Genomic DNA, 17,322 nt, shown 5'->3' on the forward strand with positions numbered 1-17,322 from the left:
CGTTAGCCTACGCCGCGTCCAGCGAGCACCATGGCGCGGCCTTGGGACGTCTGGGCGTCGCGGATCTGGGCCAGCGCGGCTCGTGCTTCCGGGTCGGACAGCACCGCTCCCAGCGCCATCAGGCCGCGCAAGGAAGTGGAGGCGCCGCCGAGCGCCTGGAACAGGCCGCCGAACGGGCCCAGGTCACGCTCGTAGCGCTTCACCCGAACGTCCGCCGCGTCGCCCAGATTTGCCAGAGCTGCGGCTCGCGCCACGGCCTCGTGATAGCCGCCCAGATGGTCGACCAGGCCCAGCTCTCGGGCCTGAGCGCCCGTCCAGACCCTGCCGCGGGCGATTTCGCGCACCCGCTCGGGCGGCAGGTCGCGACCGCGCGCTACCCGCGTGATGAAGTCCGCGTAAACCTGGTCCACCTGTTGGGCGAGCACCGCGCGATCCTGAGCGTCGAAGCCCTCGCCGGCGTCATAGGCGTCGGCGTAGGCGCCGCCCACGGCCAGGCCGCGAACGTCGACGCCGAAACGGGCCAGCGCATCGCCCAGGGCCATCTTGCCCGAGTAAACGCCGATCGAGCCGGTCAGGGTGGTGGGCTGGGCCACGATCTCGTCGGCCTCCGAGGCGATCCAGTAGCCGCCTGAGGCCCCATAGGCCCCCATGCTGACCACCACCGGCTTGCCGGCCGCGCGTACGGCGCGCACCGCCGCCAGGATTTGCTCGGACGCCACGGGTGAGCCGCCCGGCGAGGACACACGGAAGACCACCGCCTTCACATCGTCATCCTCGGCGGCCCGGTACAGCTGTTCGGCCACGTCGTCCGAGTAGATGCCGTCGCCCGAGCCGAACAGGTCGATCGTCCCATAGCCGGTCATGATCGAGCCTTCGCCTTCGACCAGGGCGATGGACCCGCCGCCGCCAGGCACATGGGCGCGGACATACTCGCCGAAGTCCACCAGGCGGGAGCCCCGTCCGGCGCGTTCCAGAATGGCGTCGCGCGCCTGCTCCATCTCGCCCACGTGATCGATCAGCCCAAGCTGGCGGGCGCGCTCGGCCGGATAGGGACCCTGCTCCAGCGTGGCGCGCAGCTGGTCGGGCGTACGACGCCGCTCCTGGGCGGCTTTGCCAACCGCCGCCTCATAGATGGCGTTCATCCACGACAGCGTCGCCTCGCGGTGGGCGGGCGTATAGTCGCTCTGGGTGAAGGCGTTGACGGCGTTCTTGAATTCCTCGCGCTGCTCGAACTGGGCGTTGACGCCGTAGCGGTCGAAGGCCCGGCCCAGGAATATTTCCTCGGTGGCCAGACCCACCGCTTCGAGCGTGGCGTTAGACTGCATCCACAGGTCGCCGCTGGAGGCGCCCAGCATATAGGTCGAGACCGCCGCGCCAGAGGCCATCACGCCCTGGCTGTGGGCCACGATCGGCTTGCCGGCGGCGCGGAAACGACGGAAGGCGTGGCGCAGCTCGTCGGCGGCGGCGGGGGTCATCCCGCCTTCGGGCAGGCGCACGAACAGGCCCTTGATCTGGCTGTCCTCCTCGGCCCGGTCCAGCGCCTCGACCACGTCCATGACCGAGACGGCGCCGCCCAGGGCGGCGAAGGGATTAGCGGGCGTCTGGTCGGTCAGCCCCTGCCGCAAATCCAACTCGAGGACGGCGCGGCCGGGGACGCTGGGCTGGGCGCTGCCGATGGCGCTGACGATCAGCAGCACGGGCAGCCCCACGAAGAACAGCATCATGCCGGCGAAGACGCCGGCCAGGGTCAGGAAGAACTGCTTCATCGGGCATCCCCACAGAACGCGGCGTCCGCCGCGTGACCGACACACTCAAGCGCTATAGCTGGGAGAGATAAGCGTCAAATGAAGACCCCTTAACAGACGAACCCTCATTTCCTCGTCATGCTGCATTTGCGAAACGCAGGCGCGAAAGCTATATCGAGGCCCTGATCGGGCGCCGGCGGAAAGGAGCCGAGATGCTTCTGACCCTGATGAAGGCCAAGCTGCACCGCGCCACGGTGACGCGCGCCGACCTTCACTACGAAGGCTCGGTCTCCATCGACAGCGAGCTGATGGCCGCTGCGGGCATCCTGCCGAACGAACAGGTGGATGTGCTGAACATCAACACCGGCGGGCGCTTCACCACCTACGCCATCGTGGCGGAAGCCGGGTCCAAGACGATCGGGATCAACGGCGCCGCAGCGCGCCTGGCCCAGCCAGGCGACAAGGTGATCATCGTGGCCTACGCCCAGATGAGCCCGGAGGAAGCCGCCGCCCACCACCCCACGGTGGTGCTGCTGGACGACGGCAACCGGCCCAAGGCCTGACCCGCGCTACTGCGGCAGGTCGTAAACGCCCTCGATATTGATGCGAACCTGCAGCTCGCCCGGCGCGACGGGCGTGTTGTCCGCCGCCACGTTGGCCACGGCCTCCATGCGGTACATGGGCATGGGCGGCGTCGGCGTATAGCTGACGCCTTCGCTCAGGGTGCGCAGCGCGCCCAGCGGCCGGCCCAGGGCCTGGGCATAGAGCTGCGCCTTGGCTTGCAGCGCACGCACGGCGGCGACCCGGGCCTGGTCCTCGGCCGCCTGGCGGTTGTCGAGACCGAAGCTGATGCCGTTGATCTGGTTGGCGCCGGAGGCGACCACGGCGTCGGCCACCTGGCCCACGCGGGCCAGGTCGCGCACGATCACCGTCACCGTGTTGGAGGCCTGATAGCCGCGCAGCAGCGGCGGCTGGTTCTCACGATAATCGTACACGGGGTTGAGGTTCAGGCCCGAGGTCTGGATGTCGCGCTCGGCCACGCCGCGCTGGCGCAGGGCCGCGATGACGCGGTTCATGCGGGCCCGATTGTCGGCCATCGCCTGTTCGGCGGTGGGGGCCTCGGTCTGGACGCCGGTCATGATGGTGGCCATGTCGGGGGCCACCCGCACCTCGCCGTGGGCGGCCAGATGCAGGCTGGGCGCGTGATGCATGGCGTGCATGGGCGCCGAGCCCATGGTCTGGGCCAGGGCGGACGGCGCGGCGGCGGCGGCGCAGGCCAGCGCCAGGGCGCCGGCGGCCAAGATCGAGCAACGGGGGGTCGAGCGAAGCAGGGATTTCATGGGGTCTCTCCTGGATCCATGGCCGGTCATCTACACGGCCGCTAGGGCGGAACCTTGGCCATTAGCGTCTGAACGGCTCGGGTGTTCCAACCGGCAGCCGACGTTCATCCTTTGACGGGCGCGGCGGCTCGCGATAGCTGGAAAGCATCCCCCGCGGGGGCCCGTAGCTCAATGGTTAGAGCCGACCGCTCATAACGGTCTGGTTGGGGGTTCGAGTCCCTCCGGGCCTACCACGGCCGCCAAGCTCGGCGACGGGATCGCAGTCACAACAGGGCGAATCATTTCACCTTTCGCCTGTTTGGCGAAAAATTGAACTTTCTAAGGCCCTTAACTACGAAAGTGTGCGCGGCGTCCCCCAAGTTGGGGATGCTTAACAAAGTCCTAACGCTCATCTTGCGGCCATCGGACGACGCAAGCGTAGGGGAGCGCTAGAAGACCAAAGTCCAAATCGACCGAACGCCGAAAGGCGCGGGCTCTGGGCGTCCTAACCTTCCAGTCCAAAGAGATTGGCCCAGCGCACCCTTGGGGATGCGCTGGGCCTCAAAGCTCCGCGCGGCGGCTGCAACCGTCCGCGGGGAAAACCAAGGGGCGATCGACGTGATCGCTGACCTTCCACCAGGCCCCTTAGCCAAGGGGCATAATGCAAGGACTTCGATCATGAAGAAAGTGCTTATCGCTTCCGCTACCGCCATCGCGCTCGCCGCGACCGCCGGCGCCGCTTCGGCTCAAAACCTGACCGTCAACCTGACGGGCAACGTCGCCACCGTCTGCGGCGCCTACAACAGCGGCGCCACCGGCGGCGTCCTGAACCTGGACTTCGGCCAGCTGGCCAACACCGACGCCACGGCGCAGGTGCCGCTGGGCGGCTTCAACGCCACCTACATCTGCAACTCGGCCGCCGGCATGACCCGCACCATCAGCTCCGCCAACGGCGGCTATCTGTGGCGCACGGGCACCTCGGGCGGCGCGGCCAACCAGGTCCGCTACACCATCCAGCACGGCGGCGGCTCGGGCCTGAACTTCGCCGAGTCCACCCTGTTCACGCCGATCGTGACCGTCCGTCCGGGCTCCGTGGCCCTGATGAACGGCCAGGGCGGCACCGTGACGCTGCGCGCCGACGGCGTCCGCATCCCGTCGCCGGCCAACTCGTCGTTCACGACCACCAACGTGTTCGCGGGCGACTACACCGACGTGATGACCATCGCGGTCGTCGCCAACTAACGTTTCTCCCCCCGAGAAGCGCCGGCGGGCGGCTTCGGCCGCTCGCCGGAATCTCGTTCCGCGCACTGGGCGCAGCGTCCCACAGGTTCAGTCAGATGTTCAGCCCGCTTCGCAGCCTGCGCGCCCTGGGCGCCGCCCTGATCCTGGCCGGATCGGTCGCCGCGACCGCCCTCCAAGCGCACGAAGTCTCGCCCATGCGGGTCTTCCTGCAGCCGCAGAACGGCCAGACCTCGGCTGTCGTCACCGTGTCGAACAGCCGGACGACGCCCTTACCCTTTGAGATTCGCGTTCTCCGGCGCGACGTGGCGCCGGACGGCAGCCAGACGTTCACCCCCGCCGAGGATCAGTTCACCGTCTTCCCGCCGCAGGCCCTGGTGCAGCCGCAGCAGAGCCAGGCCGTGCGCTTCCAGTACATCGGCGATCCCGCGCTGGCGCAGAGCGCCTCCTACGTGCTTCAGGTCAAGGAAGTGCCGGTCATCCCCGACGGCTTCAGCGGCATCATCACCGTCTATGACTTCGGCGTGGCGGTCTACGTCCAGGCCCAGGGCGCCCAGGCGGACCTGGCCGTTCACAACGCGCGCCGCGACGGCGACTCCATCACCTTCGAAGTTGAGAACAGCGGCCGCGACTACGGCTTCCTGGCGCAGAGGACGCTGACGGTTGCCGCCGGTGGTCAACGCCGCGAGATCGCGGCAGAGGATCTGGCGGCGGCCATCGAGAACCCGATCGTTCCTCCCCTGTCGACCCGCCTGTTCACGATCCCCGCGGGCGAACTGCCGCAAGGGCCGGTAACCGTCGATCTCGGCCCGGCGCAGTAGGCCGACCAGCATGAGGGCAGGGGGACGAAGAAAGTTTCGCGGAGCCCTGGCGGGATCGACCGCCATGGCCGTCGTGCTGCTCAGCATCGCCACGCCCTCGGTCGCAGACCGCACGCATCTCATCAAGCCGGGCGACACGCTCAGCGGCATCGCCCGCGCCTATGAGGTCAGCCTGGATCGCCTGGCCGAGGCCAACGGCATCGTCCGCCGCGATTTCATCATGGCGGGGGCTCGGCTCGTCATCCCCGACGGCGACCAAGCCGGGCCCGCGGTCGCGGCCGCTGATCAGGCCGGGGACGCATCGGCTCTGGAAGGTCCCGCCGCCCCTGTCGCGGCTGCTGAGACCGCCGCGTCTCAGCCCGCGCGCGGCGCCAACCCCCTGCCGGACAACAGCGCGGTCATCGACACCAGCCTTCCGGTGGTCGTGGACGGTCGCCGCTATCCCGCTGTCGCCGTGCGCACGACGGTGTCGCAGCTGATCGAGATTTCGCCGGCGGCTCTGTCGGAGATTCTGACGACCACGATCGACGAGCGCACCCACATCGCCCTTCGCGAACTTGGGCCGGGCCTGCGGCCGGTCGAGGATCTGGCTGGAACCGGGGTGACGGCGCGCCTTGATCCGACCACGCTCAGCGTTGTCGTCACCGTGCCCCCGACGGCCCGGCCTCCCCTGGGCGTCTCCCTGCTGCCGCCCGGCAACTACGAAGGTGTAGAACGCATCTATCCCGGCAGGGTGTCCGCCGGCGTGACTGGAGCTGTGCTCGTCACCGACAATCTTGAGGACGACCGCGACCCCTTCGGCCAGTTCGCCTTCGCCGGCTTCGCCAACTTTGGCGGCCTGACGGGCGTGAACGTCGATTTCGGCGGCTCCTTCAACTTTGGCGCCGATGACAGCGAGTTCCGCCGCGACGCCATCGTCGTCTTCAAGGACGACCCGCAACGGTCCCTGCGTTATTCGGCCGGCGACCTGACGCCGTACCTGCCGCGTCTGGGTGGACCTGCCGGCCTGCTGGGCCTGTCGTTCGAGCGCAATTACGAAGAGCTCGACCCCACCCGCAATATCCGCCCAACCGGTCGCCGCTCCTTCTTCCTGGACCGCCCGGCCACGGTGGAGGTGTATGCCAACGGCGTCCTGCTCAGCCGCTTCCAGTCCGAAGGCGGGCCTATCGACATTGGCGACATCCCGCTGGCCGACGTCAGCAACAACATCTCCATTGTGGTGGAGGACGCCTTCGGCAGGCGCGAGCTGGAAGCCTTTTCACTGTCCAGCGATCTGACCCTGCTCGCTCCTGGCCTGTCGGAGTTCTCCTTCGCGCTCGGCGCGCTGCGCGACGAGAGCGGATCAGGCTACGAATACGGCAGCGACCTGGCCCTGACCGGCTTCTACACACGGGGTCTCAGCGAGAGCCTGACCTACGGCGTCCACGGCGCCCTGTCTGAAGCGCTGATCAACGCCGGCGGCGCCGTCGCCTTCGCGGTCGAACCCGGCGTCGTCTCCTTCGAGAGCGGCTTCAGCACCTCAGACTTCGCCGGTCAGGGCTACGCCATGAGCCTGAACTTCCGGGGCGGCGGCTTCCTCGGCGTCGAGCGCAATGACAACCTGACCGCCAGCCTCGACTACACGTCCGAGGACTTCGCCACCCTCGCCGATCCGAATTCCCTGCTCAGCCAGGAATGGATTGCGGCGGCTGACTACCGCTTCGACCTGACGCCTCGAACCTCCATGTCCGTCGGCGGCTACTACGCCACCCAGCACGGCAGGGATGGCGCTGACCGTTTCGCGAACCTGGGCCTCAGCCGCCAGTTCGGCCGCGTGCTCGCCACCGGCGTGCTGCGGGTCGGGGAGTACGCCGACGGGCGTGAAGAAAGCGGCGTGTTCTTCTCGCTGAGCGTGCCGTTCGGCCTGCGTCAGACGGGGCGCGCCTCCTATGACAGCATCACCCAGACGGGGCGCGTGGAGTATGTGCGCGCCCGCGGCTTCGAGGTGCCTGACTACAACTATCGGGTCGGCGCCATAACCCAGGACGGCGCCACCGAAGTGAACGCCGAGGTCGGCTACACCTCGACGCGCTTCGAAGGCGATCTGGGCGTGGTCAGCCAGCTGGAAACGAACGCCGTCGGCAGCCAGGGCCAGGTTGTCCGGGGCCGGTTCCAGTCCGGCATCGCGTTCGTGGACGGCGCTTTCGGCATAGCGCGCGATCCGGGCCGCGGCTTCTATCTGTTCCGGGCTCACCCGTCGCTCGACGGGGCCGAAGTCTCCATTCAAAGCGGCGCCGGCTCTACGACGCTGGCGCGCTCGGGCCCCTTGGGCCCGGCGATCGCGCCGGCGCGCAATCCCTATCGTCCGGAGGAGCTTCGTGTCGGCGTCAGCGGCGGGCCCGCCGGTTACGACATCGGGTCGGGCCGGTACCTCGTCGTGCCGGGCGCCCGGACCGGCATCGGCGTCACCATCGGCAGCGACGCCTACCGATCCGTGGTCGCCACCCTGATGTACGATGGCGGGCCCGTCGCCTTGATGTACGGCCGCATCATAGATGCCGAGGGGGTGGAGCAGGTGGTCTTCACCAACCGCGTGGGCCGCGCCGCCTTCAGCAATCTGGCGCCCGGCCGGTACCGGGTCGTGTTCCCGGGGATGAACGCCGGCTTCACCTTCACCGTGGGCGAGAATGACGATGCGTATCGGGACGCGGGCGTCATCGAACTGGAGAGACTGCCATGATCTGGACCCTGGTCGCCCTGTCCGTGCTGGCCGCCGCGCCAGGCTCCTGCCCCGGCTACGCCCTCAGCCTCGTTCAGGACGAGGGCCTTGAGTACGATCCCGCTTCGCCCGTCGATGAGCGGGTGTCGCTGCGCATCAGCTCAAGCGCTGGGGCGCTGGACGCGGATTGTGAAGACACGCCTGTCATCATAGAGCCGGCTCCGACCGAGCCCACACCCATACGACTGCGCAACGGGGCCAGCGCCCTGACCACCAGGCTGGTCAGTTCAGGGGTGGTGACCCGATCAGGCCGCAGCCTCGTCCTCACCGCCTCGGCCCGCGCCGAGCTGGTCCAGGGCCGCAGCGTCACCGTCCCGCTCGCCGACATCGAGGGCGGCCAGTTTCGCCGCGCCGGCGCCTACACCACCCAGCTGGAAGTCAGCGCGGGCGACACGGTCCAGCCTTTCACCGTCGAGACGGTGGTCCAGCCGGTGATGCGGTTCGAGGCCGCCTCGGCGGGCGGGGCGCAGTCCATGGACCTGGGTGAACTGACCGACGGCTCGGTCACGCGCACCAGCTTCTTCTATCGCACCAATGCGGATCTGGCCGTCACGGCCGCGTCGGAGAATGGCGGGCGCCTGGTCCATGAGGACGGGCTTTCGGTGGGCTCGGCGTCCTACCGGGTCTTTGTGGCGGGTGAGGAGCTCGACGTGACAACCGGCGCGGCGCCGGTGCATCTGCCATTCTCGCGCCTGACCGTACAGAGCCAGACGCTGGAGGTTCGCGTTCCGCCGCATCGGCGGCTTTACGCGGGACGTTACTGGGACACCCTGACCCTGACGTTTACGCCCTACTGATCGTCAGCCCGGGATCAGGTCCACCGCCACCAGGGACGCATCGGCCGGTTCCTCAAGCGTGACGGCGATGTTTTGAAAGCCGGGCTGTTGCAGCTGGACGTTCAGTTGCCCAGCGCCAACGCCTACCTGCGCTTGGGCCGACTGGGCCGAGACGATCATCGGCTGACCGTCAGGCCCTGTCAGGACCACGCTGAAGTTCGGCGTGTTGCAGAAGGTCTGGATCATCAGCTGCGATCCGCTGGCCTGCACGCCGGCCACGCCACATTGCACGGCCACGTTGGCGCGAATGCTGATACGAATGTCGGCATGGGCCGCGCTGGACAGCGCGAGGACGAGTGCCGATCCTATCGCAAGGGCTCGCATGGGAGTTCTCCATTCCACACGCAGAGGTTTACCCGTCCCGGCTTAAGAAACGGCGGACGGTTGCGGTAAATGGAATATGTACTTCGCGAGAAGAGGGCTGGCCGCTACCCTAGAGCCAATCCGCATGCGCTACTGGGCATGACACAGCGTGATCCGCCATGGCTCAACCACCTCACGGCGCCGGCCCGCAGCAGGAGCGGCGCTACTTCTTTGATCTAATCTGGCGCGGTCGAGTGCGCCGGGACGCGACGGGACTGCGGTTGAAGCCCGGGCCCGACGTCCGGCGAGCCGCGATTCACGCCGCCGCAGAACACGCCGTCGACATGGGCGCGGAAGACGCGGACGCCAGTCAGGTCACGGTGCGGGATGAGGCTGGGGCCGCCGTTCTGACAGTGCGACTGGAATACAACTCAAGCGGGCAATGACGCCACCATAGCGTGACTCCATACTCAACCCGAGGTATATCGACGTTCTGCGGGCGGCCTAGCCGGCGTCGGCGGAATGGGGGAACGAGGCATGGGCACGATCGCCGTCAGGTTCAGGGGGGAAGAGCCCGCGCCTGGCCGTCTGACCGACCATGGCGTGGCCGCCGCACTCGCCGAGTCCGTTCGGCAGTGGGAAACGGCTTTTATCCTCTGCACCCCGCGAGAGCTGCGGCTGCATTGGGCCAATAGCGCGGCCCGCGATCTGCTGGATCAGGGGCGTCAGCTGGCGCTCAGCGGCGGCCGTCTCGCCTGCGCCGACCGACGTTGGCAGCGTAGCCTGGACGAACTCGGCGCCGCGGCCTCTGGGACCGCCATAGTCCTGCCACCCGTTGGCGACTGCGAGGCTTTGGTGCTGAGAGGGCGAACGATGCGGGCGCCGGGAGAACCCGTTCTGCTCGGCGTCACCGCATACAGCCTCAGCGACACCGGGCGCTTCCTTCTGCCCGACTTGCGCAATGTCTATGAGCTGACGCCTGCGGAGATGCGCGTTCTCAGATGTCTCATGGATGGCCTGACGGCCGACGGCCTGGCCCAGGCGCTGTCGATCACCATCGAGACGGCCCGCACCCACATCAGGCGCATCTACGCCAAGATGGGCGTCTCGAGCCGCGAGCAGCTGATCTGCCTCGCCAGCCGCTATCGCGTGCCCTGAGGCCATGGTGGTCCGGATGTTCATGGGGCGAGGACGCCGCGCGAGGCTGGCCGCGCCTCCGCGACGGGTGAACCTTCTGGGCTGGTTGGCGGACGTCATCGCCCGGGGGCTGCCGCGACGCTGGCTCTAGCCGTCGAAACGAAAGAAGCCCCCCGAGATACGCACGGGGGGCTTCGATCACGTCGTCGATCGACAGGGGGGCTGAAACTTAATCGACGACGCGATAGCGGCCGTACTCGTCAGGGCAGACGCGCACGTAACGGGTTTCGGTGCGGCCGTCGGGCAGGCGGATGACGCTGTCCGACAGGCGGCACTGATCGGTGTCGGCGTAGCCGCGGTCATTCACGCGATAGCCGCGGTCATAGTCCCGGCCGTACCGGTCATCGTCGCGGCCGTACCGGTCATAGCCGTAGCCGTAGTTCGACGAGCGGTCGTAGTAGGGGTTGGTCGAGCTGTAATAGCCGTTGTTGTAGTCGTAGCCGCTGTATCGCGGATCCGGCGTGCAGGCGGCCTGGTTACGGCCGACGCTGGACCCGATGGCCGCGCCTAGCACAGCGCCCAGGACGCCGCCCTCGGTGCGGGCGCCGCGGCTGGCGATGGAGGACCCGGCCGCCGCGCCGATGGCCGCGCCGACCAGACCGCCCGTCGTGGCGCGGGTGCGCGCGTCGCGGGTGCAGGGATCGTAGTAGGCCTGACCCTGATAGGTCTGCCCGCCGTAATAGCTCTGGGCCGAGGCGAAGGCCGGAACCGCCAGGGCGCCGGCGGCGATGACGGCGGCCATGCCGCCCTTAAGAAGATTTGAACGCAGGGTCATGTCTCAGCTCCCGTCTGTCTGGCGGAGGGTCTGGCCCGGTAACGCCCGGCGATCTCCTCCGTTGCTGACCTTTCTAGAGGAGCGAAGCTGAACGGCCTTTGAGCAGGGCGTTCATATTCGTTCATGTTGCGCGAGGACGGGATTGGGGCCAAAGCCCAACGCCATGACCGCCCCCGACCTTGAAGATCTGGAGATCACAGACCTCGGCGCTCAGGGCGACGGCCTGGCGATCATGCAGGGCGGCGTCCGGATCCACGTGCCCCTGACCCTGCCCGGCGAACGGGTGCTGGCCCAGGTGGAGGGCGATCGCGGCCAGTTGGTCGAGGTGCTGCGTCCCAGCCCGGATCGACAGACCCCGGCCTCGCCTCACTACGGTGAGTGCGGCGGCTGTTCGCTGCAGCACTGGGCGTCCGGGCCTTATCTGCAGTGGAAGACGGATCGCGTGCGGCATCTACTGGCGCGCGAGGGCATAGAGACCGAGGTGCGCCCGGCCATCCCCTGTCGGCCCGGCTCGCGGCGGCGTCTGGGGCTTCACGCGCGCAGGGGGCAGAACGGTCGCGTCCTGCTGGGCTTCAAGGCGCGTCGGTCCTGGCGGCTGGTGGAGGTGGAGCGGTGTCCCGTCGCCCTCCGTCAGATCGAGGCGGCCTTTCCGGCCTTGCGCGAGGTGGCGGCGCCTTTCCTGGAGCATCCGAAGTCCGCGCCCACGCTGCATGTGACCTGGACGGAGACGGGTCTGGACGTGGAGGTGACGGGGGTGGAGCGCAAAAGCGGCGGTCTGTCCCGAGATGGCCGCGTGCGCGCCGCGGCGGCCGCCGCCGCCGCCGATCTGGCCCGGCTGACGCTGGGAGGGGAGGCGCTTTATCAGGCGCGAGAGCCAGTCGTGCGCTTTGGGCAGGCTCTGGTCGCCCCGCCACCAGGGGCGTTCCTCCAGGCGGTGGAGGCCGCCGAAACGGCGATGGCTGAACTGGCGGTTCAGGCGCTCAAGGGTTGCGGGCGAACGGCCGATCTCTTCTGCGGCATGGGCGCCTTCGCCTTCCGCCTTGCCGAGACCGGTCAGGTGCTGGCCGCCGATAGCTGGGCGCCGGGCATCGCCGCCCTGGAACGGGGCGCCGCGCACGCCTCGGGCCTGAAGCCCATCCGCGCTATGACGCGGGATCTGTTCCGCGAACCGCTGTCCGCCTTTGAGCTGAAGGGCGTGGACGGCGCCTTGTTCGATCCGCCCCGCGCCGGAGGTCTTGCCCAGGCAATGGAGCTCGGCAAGTCGGACATCCCCACGGTGGTGGGGATCAGCTGCAATCCCTCGACCTTCGCCCGCGACGCCCGCGCGCTCATCGAGGCCGGGTTCCGGCTGGATGAGGTCACGCCTGTCGATCAGTTCCTGTGGTCCGCCCATGTGGAGGTCGTGGGCGTCTTCCGGCGCTGAGCCAGTCCCGCCCAGTCCCGAGACGTTCCTGCGCTCAAACGAAAACGGCGGGCCCGAGGGCCCGCCGCTCCGTCTTATCCGGTAGTCGTCCGGCGCTTAGTAGCGCAGGCGGCCGCCGATGTAGAAGTACCGGCCCAGCACATCGTACAGGTTCGGGTCGGTGTTGCCGTCCGGCGCGTTGGTGATCAGGTGCGGATCCTGGTCGAACAGGTTCCGGATACCGCCGTAGATTTCGACGGTGTCGTTGATCGCCCAGCGGCCCTGCAGCTCGTGGATCGTGTAGGAGTCCACGCCCGGGTAGGAACCGGCACCCTCGAAGATATCGCCCTGGTCAGCCATGCTCGGAACGAACATGGAGGTCCAGTTCACCTCGACCGGGCCGAAGTCGTAGCCCAGGCTCAGGTTCGCCTTCCAATCCGGCAGGCCGATGTTCAGGTTGTACGCCCCGATCGTGCCCTTGTAGTCGATGCCGTCCAGGACGTACGAGCCCAGGAAGTTGACCATCAGGTTCATACGCAGCGTGTCGCCGAAGAAGCCGCTGTCGCCAGCCAGCCAACCCATCGGCGCGCGATAGTTGACCGTCAGGTCGACGCCGTCCGTCTCAAGCTGCGAGACGTTGACGTTGTAGGTGCGGACCTTCAGCTCGGACGTGGCGTCACGATAGACCAGGGCGCCGATGTTCGAGTTGAAGCACTCGGGGCCGGCGGCGTTCAGGCTGGCGAAGCAGGCCTGCATCGTGCCGGTCGCGCCGCCGGCGAGCGGGGCGATGTAGTCCTCAACCGAGATGTCGTACCAGTCCAGGGTGATGTCGAGGTTGTCGATGAACGACGGGCTCCACACCAGGCCGGCGGTGTAGGTGTCCGACACTTCTTCGCTCAGATCGGGGTTGCCGTAGAAGAACGACTCGATCTGGCTGTTCGGCTGGACGTAGCCGGCCGTGACAGGGTCGAAGCCCATCTGGGCGGTACAGAAGGCGCGAACCGCCGGATCGCCCAGCGCCGTGCCGGGCCCGTTGTTCGGGTTGCCGTTGGTCACGATCACGGTCGAGCAGGGGTCGGTCATGGGCGGGAAGCCCTGGTCGCCGGCCTGGAACAGCTCGAACAGGTTCGGCGCGCGCGAGGCGCGCTGATACATGCCGCGCAGGCGCAGGTCGTCGTTGAACTGCCACTCGCCGCCGAACTTGTAGCTGCGGACCGGGCCGATCGAGGTGTAGTCCGAATAGCGGACACCCAGCTCCAGGCCCACATACTGGCCGAACGGCACGTCCCGGAACAGCGGCACCAGGGCCTCACCGTACCACTCGGTCACGGCGTAGTAGCCGGTCACCGCGCGTTCCTGGTTGAAGCCGAAGATGTCGCCGGCCGCATGGGCCGCGTCGGGGTTGAACGAGAAGCTGTCTTCACGACGCTCGAAGCCCAGCGCCACCGCCACGTCGCCGGCCGGCAGGGTCATGACGCTGCCGGTCAGGTTGGCGTTGAAGGTATGACGCTCGAAGATCGTGTTGTCGGTGAAGTTCTGGCGGATGAAGTCCAGAGCCGCCTGCGGACGAGCGCCGTCGCCGAAGGGATTGTAGGGCACGCAGTCCGGGAAGATGGCCAGAGTGGCCGCGCTACAGCTGCCGTTGGGGTTGCCGACAGTCGGCGCCACGGCGCCGTCCGACAGACCCTCGGTGGCCGCCGCGAAGCGCGAACGCGAGATGTCGTTGAAGGTGGTGTCGGTGAACTCGCTGCGGCCATAGGTGTAGGTCGCATCCGCGTTCCAGCCCGAGCCCATGTCCCAATCAAGACCGGTCGTGAAGTCGAAGGTCTTGTTGTTGTGGGTCTGCAGGCGCGCGCCCACATCGGCCATACGACGGCGGTAAACCGCATCGGCCGTCGGGTTGGGACGACCGGCCAGGACGGCCGCGATCGACGGCGTCACGAAGATGTTGTCGAACGGGATCAAGGCGGCGGTCAGCGGCGTCGGGGCCAGCTGGTTGGCGTTGCGGCTGTCCGTGTAGAAGGCTTCCATGCGCAGGCCGACATTGTCGGTGATGTCGTAGTTGCCCAGGAAGGCCAGGTTCAGACGCTCGGCCGGCGTCGACAGATAGTTGGTCGGCGCGAAGTTGTAGCGGTCCGTAATGATGCTGTCCGGGTCGCCGGCGATCGGGTCGTTACAGAAGCCGAAGGCGGTCGTGCCGTTGTTGCGGAACGTGATGTTCGGCGACGAGGCGCTGCTGGCGCAGCCCGCGACGGTGGGCTGCGACGTGAACGGGTTCAGCGCCACGTTGTCGAAGCGGCCGCGCAGGCCGGTCAGCGAGCCGTTGGCGCTGGTGGCCACGGCCGCCCAGTCGCGTTCGGTCGACAGCACGCCGTCGCGGTCATAGTAGCCGGCGAAGGCGGTCAGGTTGCCGCGGCCGCCGTCGAAGTTGGCGCCCATCAGCGCGTTCAGCGTGAAGGTCTCGCCGTCGCCGCGCGAGCTCATGCCGTACTGGGTCTGGAACTCCAGGCCCTGGAAGTCGTCCTTCATGATGAAGTTGACGACGCCGGCCAGGGCGTCGGAGCCGTACACGGCCGAGGCGCCGCCGGTGACCACTTCCACGCGCTCGATCAGCGAGGCGGGGATCGTGTTCAGGTCGGGAGACGAGAAGGCCTTGGTGGCCGGGGTCATGCGGTGGCCGTTCAGCAGCACCAGGGTGCGCTGCGGACCCAGACCGCGAAGGTCGACCGTGGCCGTGCCGTCAGCAGGGTTGTTCGAGTTGGCCGAGAAGCCCGGCACCACCTGGGGCAGGGTGTTCAGGATGGCCTCGACGTTCACCGTGCCGGTCGCCTCGATGCGCTCTTCCGAGACGGTCGCGACGGGGCTGTTGGCGATGTAGTCCTGGCGGGCAATGCGCGAGCCGGTGACCACGATGGCCTCGACCTGCGTCGGTCCGTCCTGAGCGTAGGCCGGAGCGGACGACAGCGCCATCAGCGCCGCCCCGCCGATCATCGTGGAAGCGAGCAGACGCCCGCGAACGGTTTGGGTTTTCAAGTTCCAGTCCTCCAGAGCCTGGCGTGAAGGACACCGGGTCCCTCCCCCCGCCGAAGCAAGAATCGACCGCCAGTCCGCACTGACGGTTATTCTGACGATACGAAGGGACCGCGAATCCGGTCAATGCGCATTACTTTTTGCTCACCGGGTTCCGCGACCCCTGTCACAGCTTTGCCACATCGGCGTCGTGCGAACGCCGCAAGGTCTGGCGAGCGGCTACTGGCCTCGGTTGCGCAGGCACATCCAGCGCGTGCGATGCTGGTCGACCAGATTGTCAACGAAGCCTGTCATGCGGGGCGAGACCAAGTTCTTGTTCACATAGAAGTAAAGCGGAACAATCGGAGCATCGTCGAGCATGATCTGCTCGGCCTGAGCCAGCAGCTGGGCGCGCCGGCCCTCATTGGGTTCGCGATCCGCCGCCAGGAGCAGGGCGTCATAGGCCGGATTTGCGTAATCGCCGTAGTTCTGCTGACCGGTTGTGGACAATTGTAGGTCCAGGAAGCTTTTCGGGTCGTCGAAGTCCGCCACCCAGGCCGCGTCGGCCACGTCGAAATCGCGCAAACGATAGGACTGATAGGCGATCTGCACCTCGTTGCGCACCAATTGGACCTGTACGCCGATCTCGGCCCAGTCGGCCTGGACGGCCGGCATCATCAGCGAGGGGTCGGGCGTATTGCGGTGCTTGATCTCCAGGCGCAGCGGGTTGTCTGGGCCATAGCCCGCCTCGGCCAGCAGGCGGCGCGCCTCGCGCTGGCGGCGCTCCAGGGACCAGTCGGCATAGAAGGCCTTGGGGCCGTTCTCCACGTAGTTCGACATGCCAGGCGGCACGAAGGAGAAGGCCGGGACCTGGCCGCCCCGGAGCAGGCGGTTGGCGATGAAGTCGCGATCCACGGCCATGGCGAGAGCCTGGCGCACCCGCCGGTCGCGCAGGGCAGGGGTGCGCACCTGGGGGCCCTGGTTGAAGGCCAGATAGGCGGTGCCGAGGTAGGTGTGAGTATGAACGAACGGCCGCGTTTCGGGATCAGCCAGCAAATACTGGATCCGGTTCGACTGGATGTCGGCGTTCATGTCCAACTCGCCGCGGAACACGCGCCGCTCCGCCGCCGTGGCGTCGTTCGTGGGGTAGAAGTAGACCTGATCGAAGCAGACGTTCTCGGCATCCCAGAATCGCGGATTCTTGACCAGCCGCACATGGTCGCCCAGCCGCCACTCGGCCAGGGTGTAGGCGCCGTTGCCGACGTAGTTGCCGGGCTGCACCCAGGCGTCGCCCAGCTCGCGCACCTTGTGGCTGGGCACCGGATAGAAGGTGTAGTGGGTCATCAGCTCGGGCAGGTAGGGCGCCGGGTTGATCAGGCGCAGCTCCAGCGTCCGTGCGTCAAGCGCCCGCGCGCCGAGGCTCTCCGGCGGCGCGGTCCCTTCGTTCACCTCGCGTCCGTTCTGGATCAAGTACAGCAGGTATGAATACTGGGACGCGATCTCAGGCTTCAGGATACGCTGAAATGCGTAGACGAAGTCTTCGGCGGTCACCGACTGACCGTCCGACCATTGGGCGTCGCGCAGGCGGAAGGTCCAGGTCAGGCCGTCGGCCGAGGTGGTCCAGCTTTCCGCCATGCCGGGGATGGTCTCGCCCGCCGCCGAATAGTCGAACATCCCCTGGATCATGTCGCTGATGATCCGGTTCTCCCAGGTGCCGGAACTGCGATGCGGGTCCAGCGAGACCGGCTCGGCCCCGTTGCCGCGGTGAAGGCACAGCTGGCCTTGCGGGCAGGCCGGACGCGCGGGCGCCCCGTCTTCGCGGGCGCAGCCGGAAATGACCATCAGAACGGAAAGGGTGAGAAGGAGATTGCGCAACACGCCGGCCTCTCATTCAATGCGACACGCGCGGCCGGCGGGC

The 17,322-nt window shown here is 67.7% G+C and carries 14 protein-coding genes and 1 tRNA gene; 9 read left to right on the top strand and 6 right to left on the bottom strand.

Features of this window, described 5'->3' with window-relative positions:
• Positions 1-2: 2 nt before the first annotated feature.
• Entirely contained in the window at positions 3-1,766 is a 1,764-nt protein-coding gene (gene sppA, locus Q0812_RS09520) for a signal peptide peptidase SppA (RefSeq protein ID WP_302110087.1), read from the bottom strand.
• A 191-nt stretch (positions 1,767-1,957) separates the two neighbouring features.
• Between sppA and panD the strand changes: the two genes are divergently transcribed.
• Positions 1,958-2,308 carry an aspartate 1-decarboxylase gene (gene panD / locus Q0812_RS09525; protein WP_302110088.1) on the top strand — a complete coding sequence of 117 codons (351 nt, stop codon included), beginning with the start codon at positions 1,958-1,960 and terminating at the stop codon, positions 2,306-2,308.
• A gap of 6 nt (positions 2,309-2,314) precedes the next feature.
• Here panD and Q0812_RS09530 read toward each other — a convergent pair whose 3' ends face one another.
• Positions 2,315-3,085: an SIMPL domain-containing protein gene (locus Q0812_RS09530; RefSeq protein WP_302110089.1), complete on the bottom strand. Its 771-nt coding sequence runs from the start codon at positions 3,083-3,085 to the stop codon at positions 2,315-2,317.
• Positions 3,086-3,242: 157 nt separating this feature from the next.
• Here Q0812_RS09530 and Q0812_RS09535 point away from each other — a divergent pair.
• From Q0812_RS09535 to Q0812_RS09555, 5 genes are all read left to right on the top strand, one after another.
• Positions 3,243-3,318 (top strand) — tRNA-Ile (locus Q0812_RS09535).
• 424 nt (positions 3,319-3,742) lie between these two features.
• Positions 3,743-4,306, top strand: a complete 564-nt coding sequence (locus Q0812_RS09540) for a hypothetical protein (protein ID WP_302110090.1) — start codon at positions 3,743-3,745, stop codon at positions 4,304-4,306.
• A 95-nt stretch (positions 4,307-4,401) separates the two neighbouring features.
• The gene (locus Q0812_RS09545; protein WP_302110091.1) at positions 4,402-5,124 is read left to right on the top strand and encodes a fimbrial biogenesis chaperone; all 723 of its coding nucleotides are present in this window, start codon (positions 4,402-4,404) and stop codon (positions 5,122-5,124) included.
• 64 nt (positions 5,125-5,188) lie between these two features.
• Positions 5,189-7,843 carry a LysM peptidoglycan-binding domain-containing protein gene (locus Q0812_RS09550; RefSeq protein ID WP_302110092.1) on the top strand — a complete coding sequence of 885 codons (2,655 nt, stop codon included), beginning with the start codon at positions 5,189-5,191 and terminating at the stop codon, positions 7,841-7,843.
• Positions 7,840-8,679 (top strand): hypothetical protein, encoded by an 840-nt coding sequence (locus Q0812_RS09555; RefSeq protein WP_302110093.1) that lies wholly within the window; start codon positions 7,840-7,842, stop codon positions 8,677-8,679. The genes Q0812_RS09550 and Q0812_RS09555 overlap by 4 nt, the downstream gene beginning before the upstream one ends.
• 3 nt (positions 8,680-8,682) lie before the next feature.
• On the opposite strand, the gene Q0812_RS09560 is transcribed toward Q0812_RS09555, so the two are convergent.
• The gene (locus Q0812_RS09560) at positions 8,683-9,042 is read right to left on the bottom strand and encodes a hypothetical protein (RefSeq protein ID WP_302110094.1); all 360 of its coding nucleotides are present in this window, start codon (positions 9,040-9,042) and stop codon (positions 8,683-8,685) included.
• Positions 9,043-9,200: 158 nt separating this feature from the next.
• Between Q0812_RS09560 and Q0812_RS09565 the strand changes: the two genes are divergently transcribed.
• Positions 9,201-9,467, top strand: a complete 267-nt coding sequence (locus tag Q0812_RS09565; protein WP_302110095.1) for a DUF6894 family protein — start codon at positions 9,201-9,203, stop codon at positions 9,465-9,467.
• A gap of 91 nt (positions 9,468-9,558) precedes the next feature.
• Entirely contained in the window at positions 9,559-10,179 is a 621-nt protein-coding gene (locus Q0812_RS09570; protein ID WP_302110096.1) for a helix-turn-helix transcriptional regulator, read from the top strand.
• 208 nt (positions 10,180-10,387) lie between these two features.
• On the opposite strand, the gene Q0812_RS09575 is transcribed toward Q0812_RS09570, so the two are convergent.
• Positions 10,388-10,993: a glycine zipper 2TM domain-containing protein gene (locus tag Q0812_RS09575; protein WP_302110097.1), complete on the bottom strand. Its 606-nt coding sequence runs from the start codon at positions 10,991-10,993 to the stop codon at positions 10,388-10,390.
• A gap of 163 nt (positions 10,994-11,156) precedes the next feature.
• On the opposite strand from Q0812_RS09575, the gene Q0812_RS09580 reads away from it, so the two are divergent.
• Entirely contained in the window at positions 11,157-12,416 is a 1,260-nt protein-coding gene (locus Q0812_RS09580; RefSeq protein ID WP_302110098.1) for a class I SAM-dependent RNA methyltransferase, read from the top strand.
• Positions 12,417-12,512: 96 nt separating this feature from the next.
• Here the strand turns inward: Q0812_RS09580 and Q0812_RS09585 are convergent, their stop codons facing one another.
• Together Q0812_RS09585 and Q0812_RS09590 are read right to left on the bottom strand one after the other, a co-directional pair.
• Positions 12,513-15,428 (bottom strand): TonB-dependent receptor plug domain-containing protein, encoded by a 2,916-nt coding sequence (locus Q0812_RS09585; RefSeq protein WP_302110099.1) that lies wholly within the window; start codon positions 15,426-15,428, stop codon positions 12,513-12,515.
• 216 nt (positions 15,429-15,644) lie between these two features.
• Positions 15,645-17,282 carry a peptide ABC transporter substrate-binding protein gene (locus Q0812_RS09590; protein ID WP_302110100.1) on the bottom strand — a complete coding sequence of 546 codons (1,638 nt, stop codon included), beginning with the start codon at positions 17,280-17,282 and terminating at the stop codon, positions 15,645-15,647.
• Positions 17,283-17,322: the final 40 nt, after the last annotated feature.

This window comes from Peiella sedimenti (assembly GCF_030504955.1).
GTDB classification, from domain to species: Bacteria; Pseudomonadota; Alphaproteobacteria; order Caulobacterales; family Caulobacteraceae; genus Brevundimonas; species Brevundimonas sedimenti.

What these genes read in the sequence shown, in the direction of transcription:
- panD (WP_302110088.1), top strand. Translation starts at nt 1,958, where the DNA reads ATGCTTCTGACCCTGATGAAGGCCAAGCTGCACCGCGCCACGGTGACG.
- Q0812_RS09580 (WP_302110098.1), top strand. Translation starts at nt 11,157, where the DNA reads ATGACCGCCCCCGACCTTGAAGATCTGGAGATCACAGACCTCGGCGCT.
- sppA (WP_302110087.1), bottom strand. Translation starts at nt 1,766, where the DNA reads ATGAAGCAGTTCTTCCTGACCCTGGCCGGCGTCTTCGCCGGCATGATG.
- Q0812_RS09530 (WP_302110089.1), bottom strand. Translation starts at nt 3,085, where the DNA reads ATGAAATCCCTGCTTCGCTCGACCCCCCGTTGCTCGATCTTGGCCGCC.
- Q0812_RS09540 (WP_302110090.1), top strand. Translation starts at nt 3,743, where the DNA reads ATGAAGAAAGTGCTTATCGCTTCCGCTACCGCCATCGCGCTCGCCGCG.
- Q0812_RS09565 (WP_302110095.1), top strand. Translation starts at nt 9,201, where the DNA reads ATGGCTCAACCACCTCACGGCGCCGGCCCGCAGCAGGAGCGGCGCTAC.
- Q0812_RS09560 (WP_302110094.1), bottom strand. Translation starts at nt 9,042, where the DNA reads ATGCGAGCCCTTGCGATAGGATCGGCACTCGTCCTCGCGCTGTCCAGC.
- Q0812_RS09570 (WP_302110096.1), top strand. Translation starts at nt 9,559, where the DNA reads ATGGGCACGATCGCCGTCAGGTTCAGGGGGGAAGAGCCCGCGCCTGGC.
- Q0812_RS09575 (WP_302110097.1), bottom strand. Translation starts at nt 10,993, where the DNA reads ATGACCCTGCGTTCAAATCTTCTTAAGGGCGGCATGGCCGCCGTCATC.
- Q0812_RS09550 (WP_302110092.1), top strand. Translation starts at nt 5,189, where the DNA reads ATGGCCGTCGTGCTGCTCAGCATCGCCACGCCCTCGGTCGCAGACCGC.
- Q0812_RS09545 (WP_302110091.1), top strand. Translation starts at nt 4,402, where the DNA reads ATGTTCAGCCCGCTTCGCAGCCTGCGCGCCCTGGGCGCCGCCCTGATC.
- Q0812_RS09555 (WP_302110093.1), top strand. Translation starts at nt 7,840, where the DNA reads ATGATCTGGACCCTGGTCGCCCTGTCCGTGCTGGCCGCCGCGCCAGGC.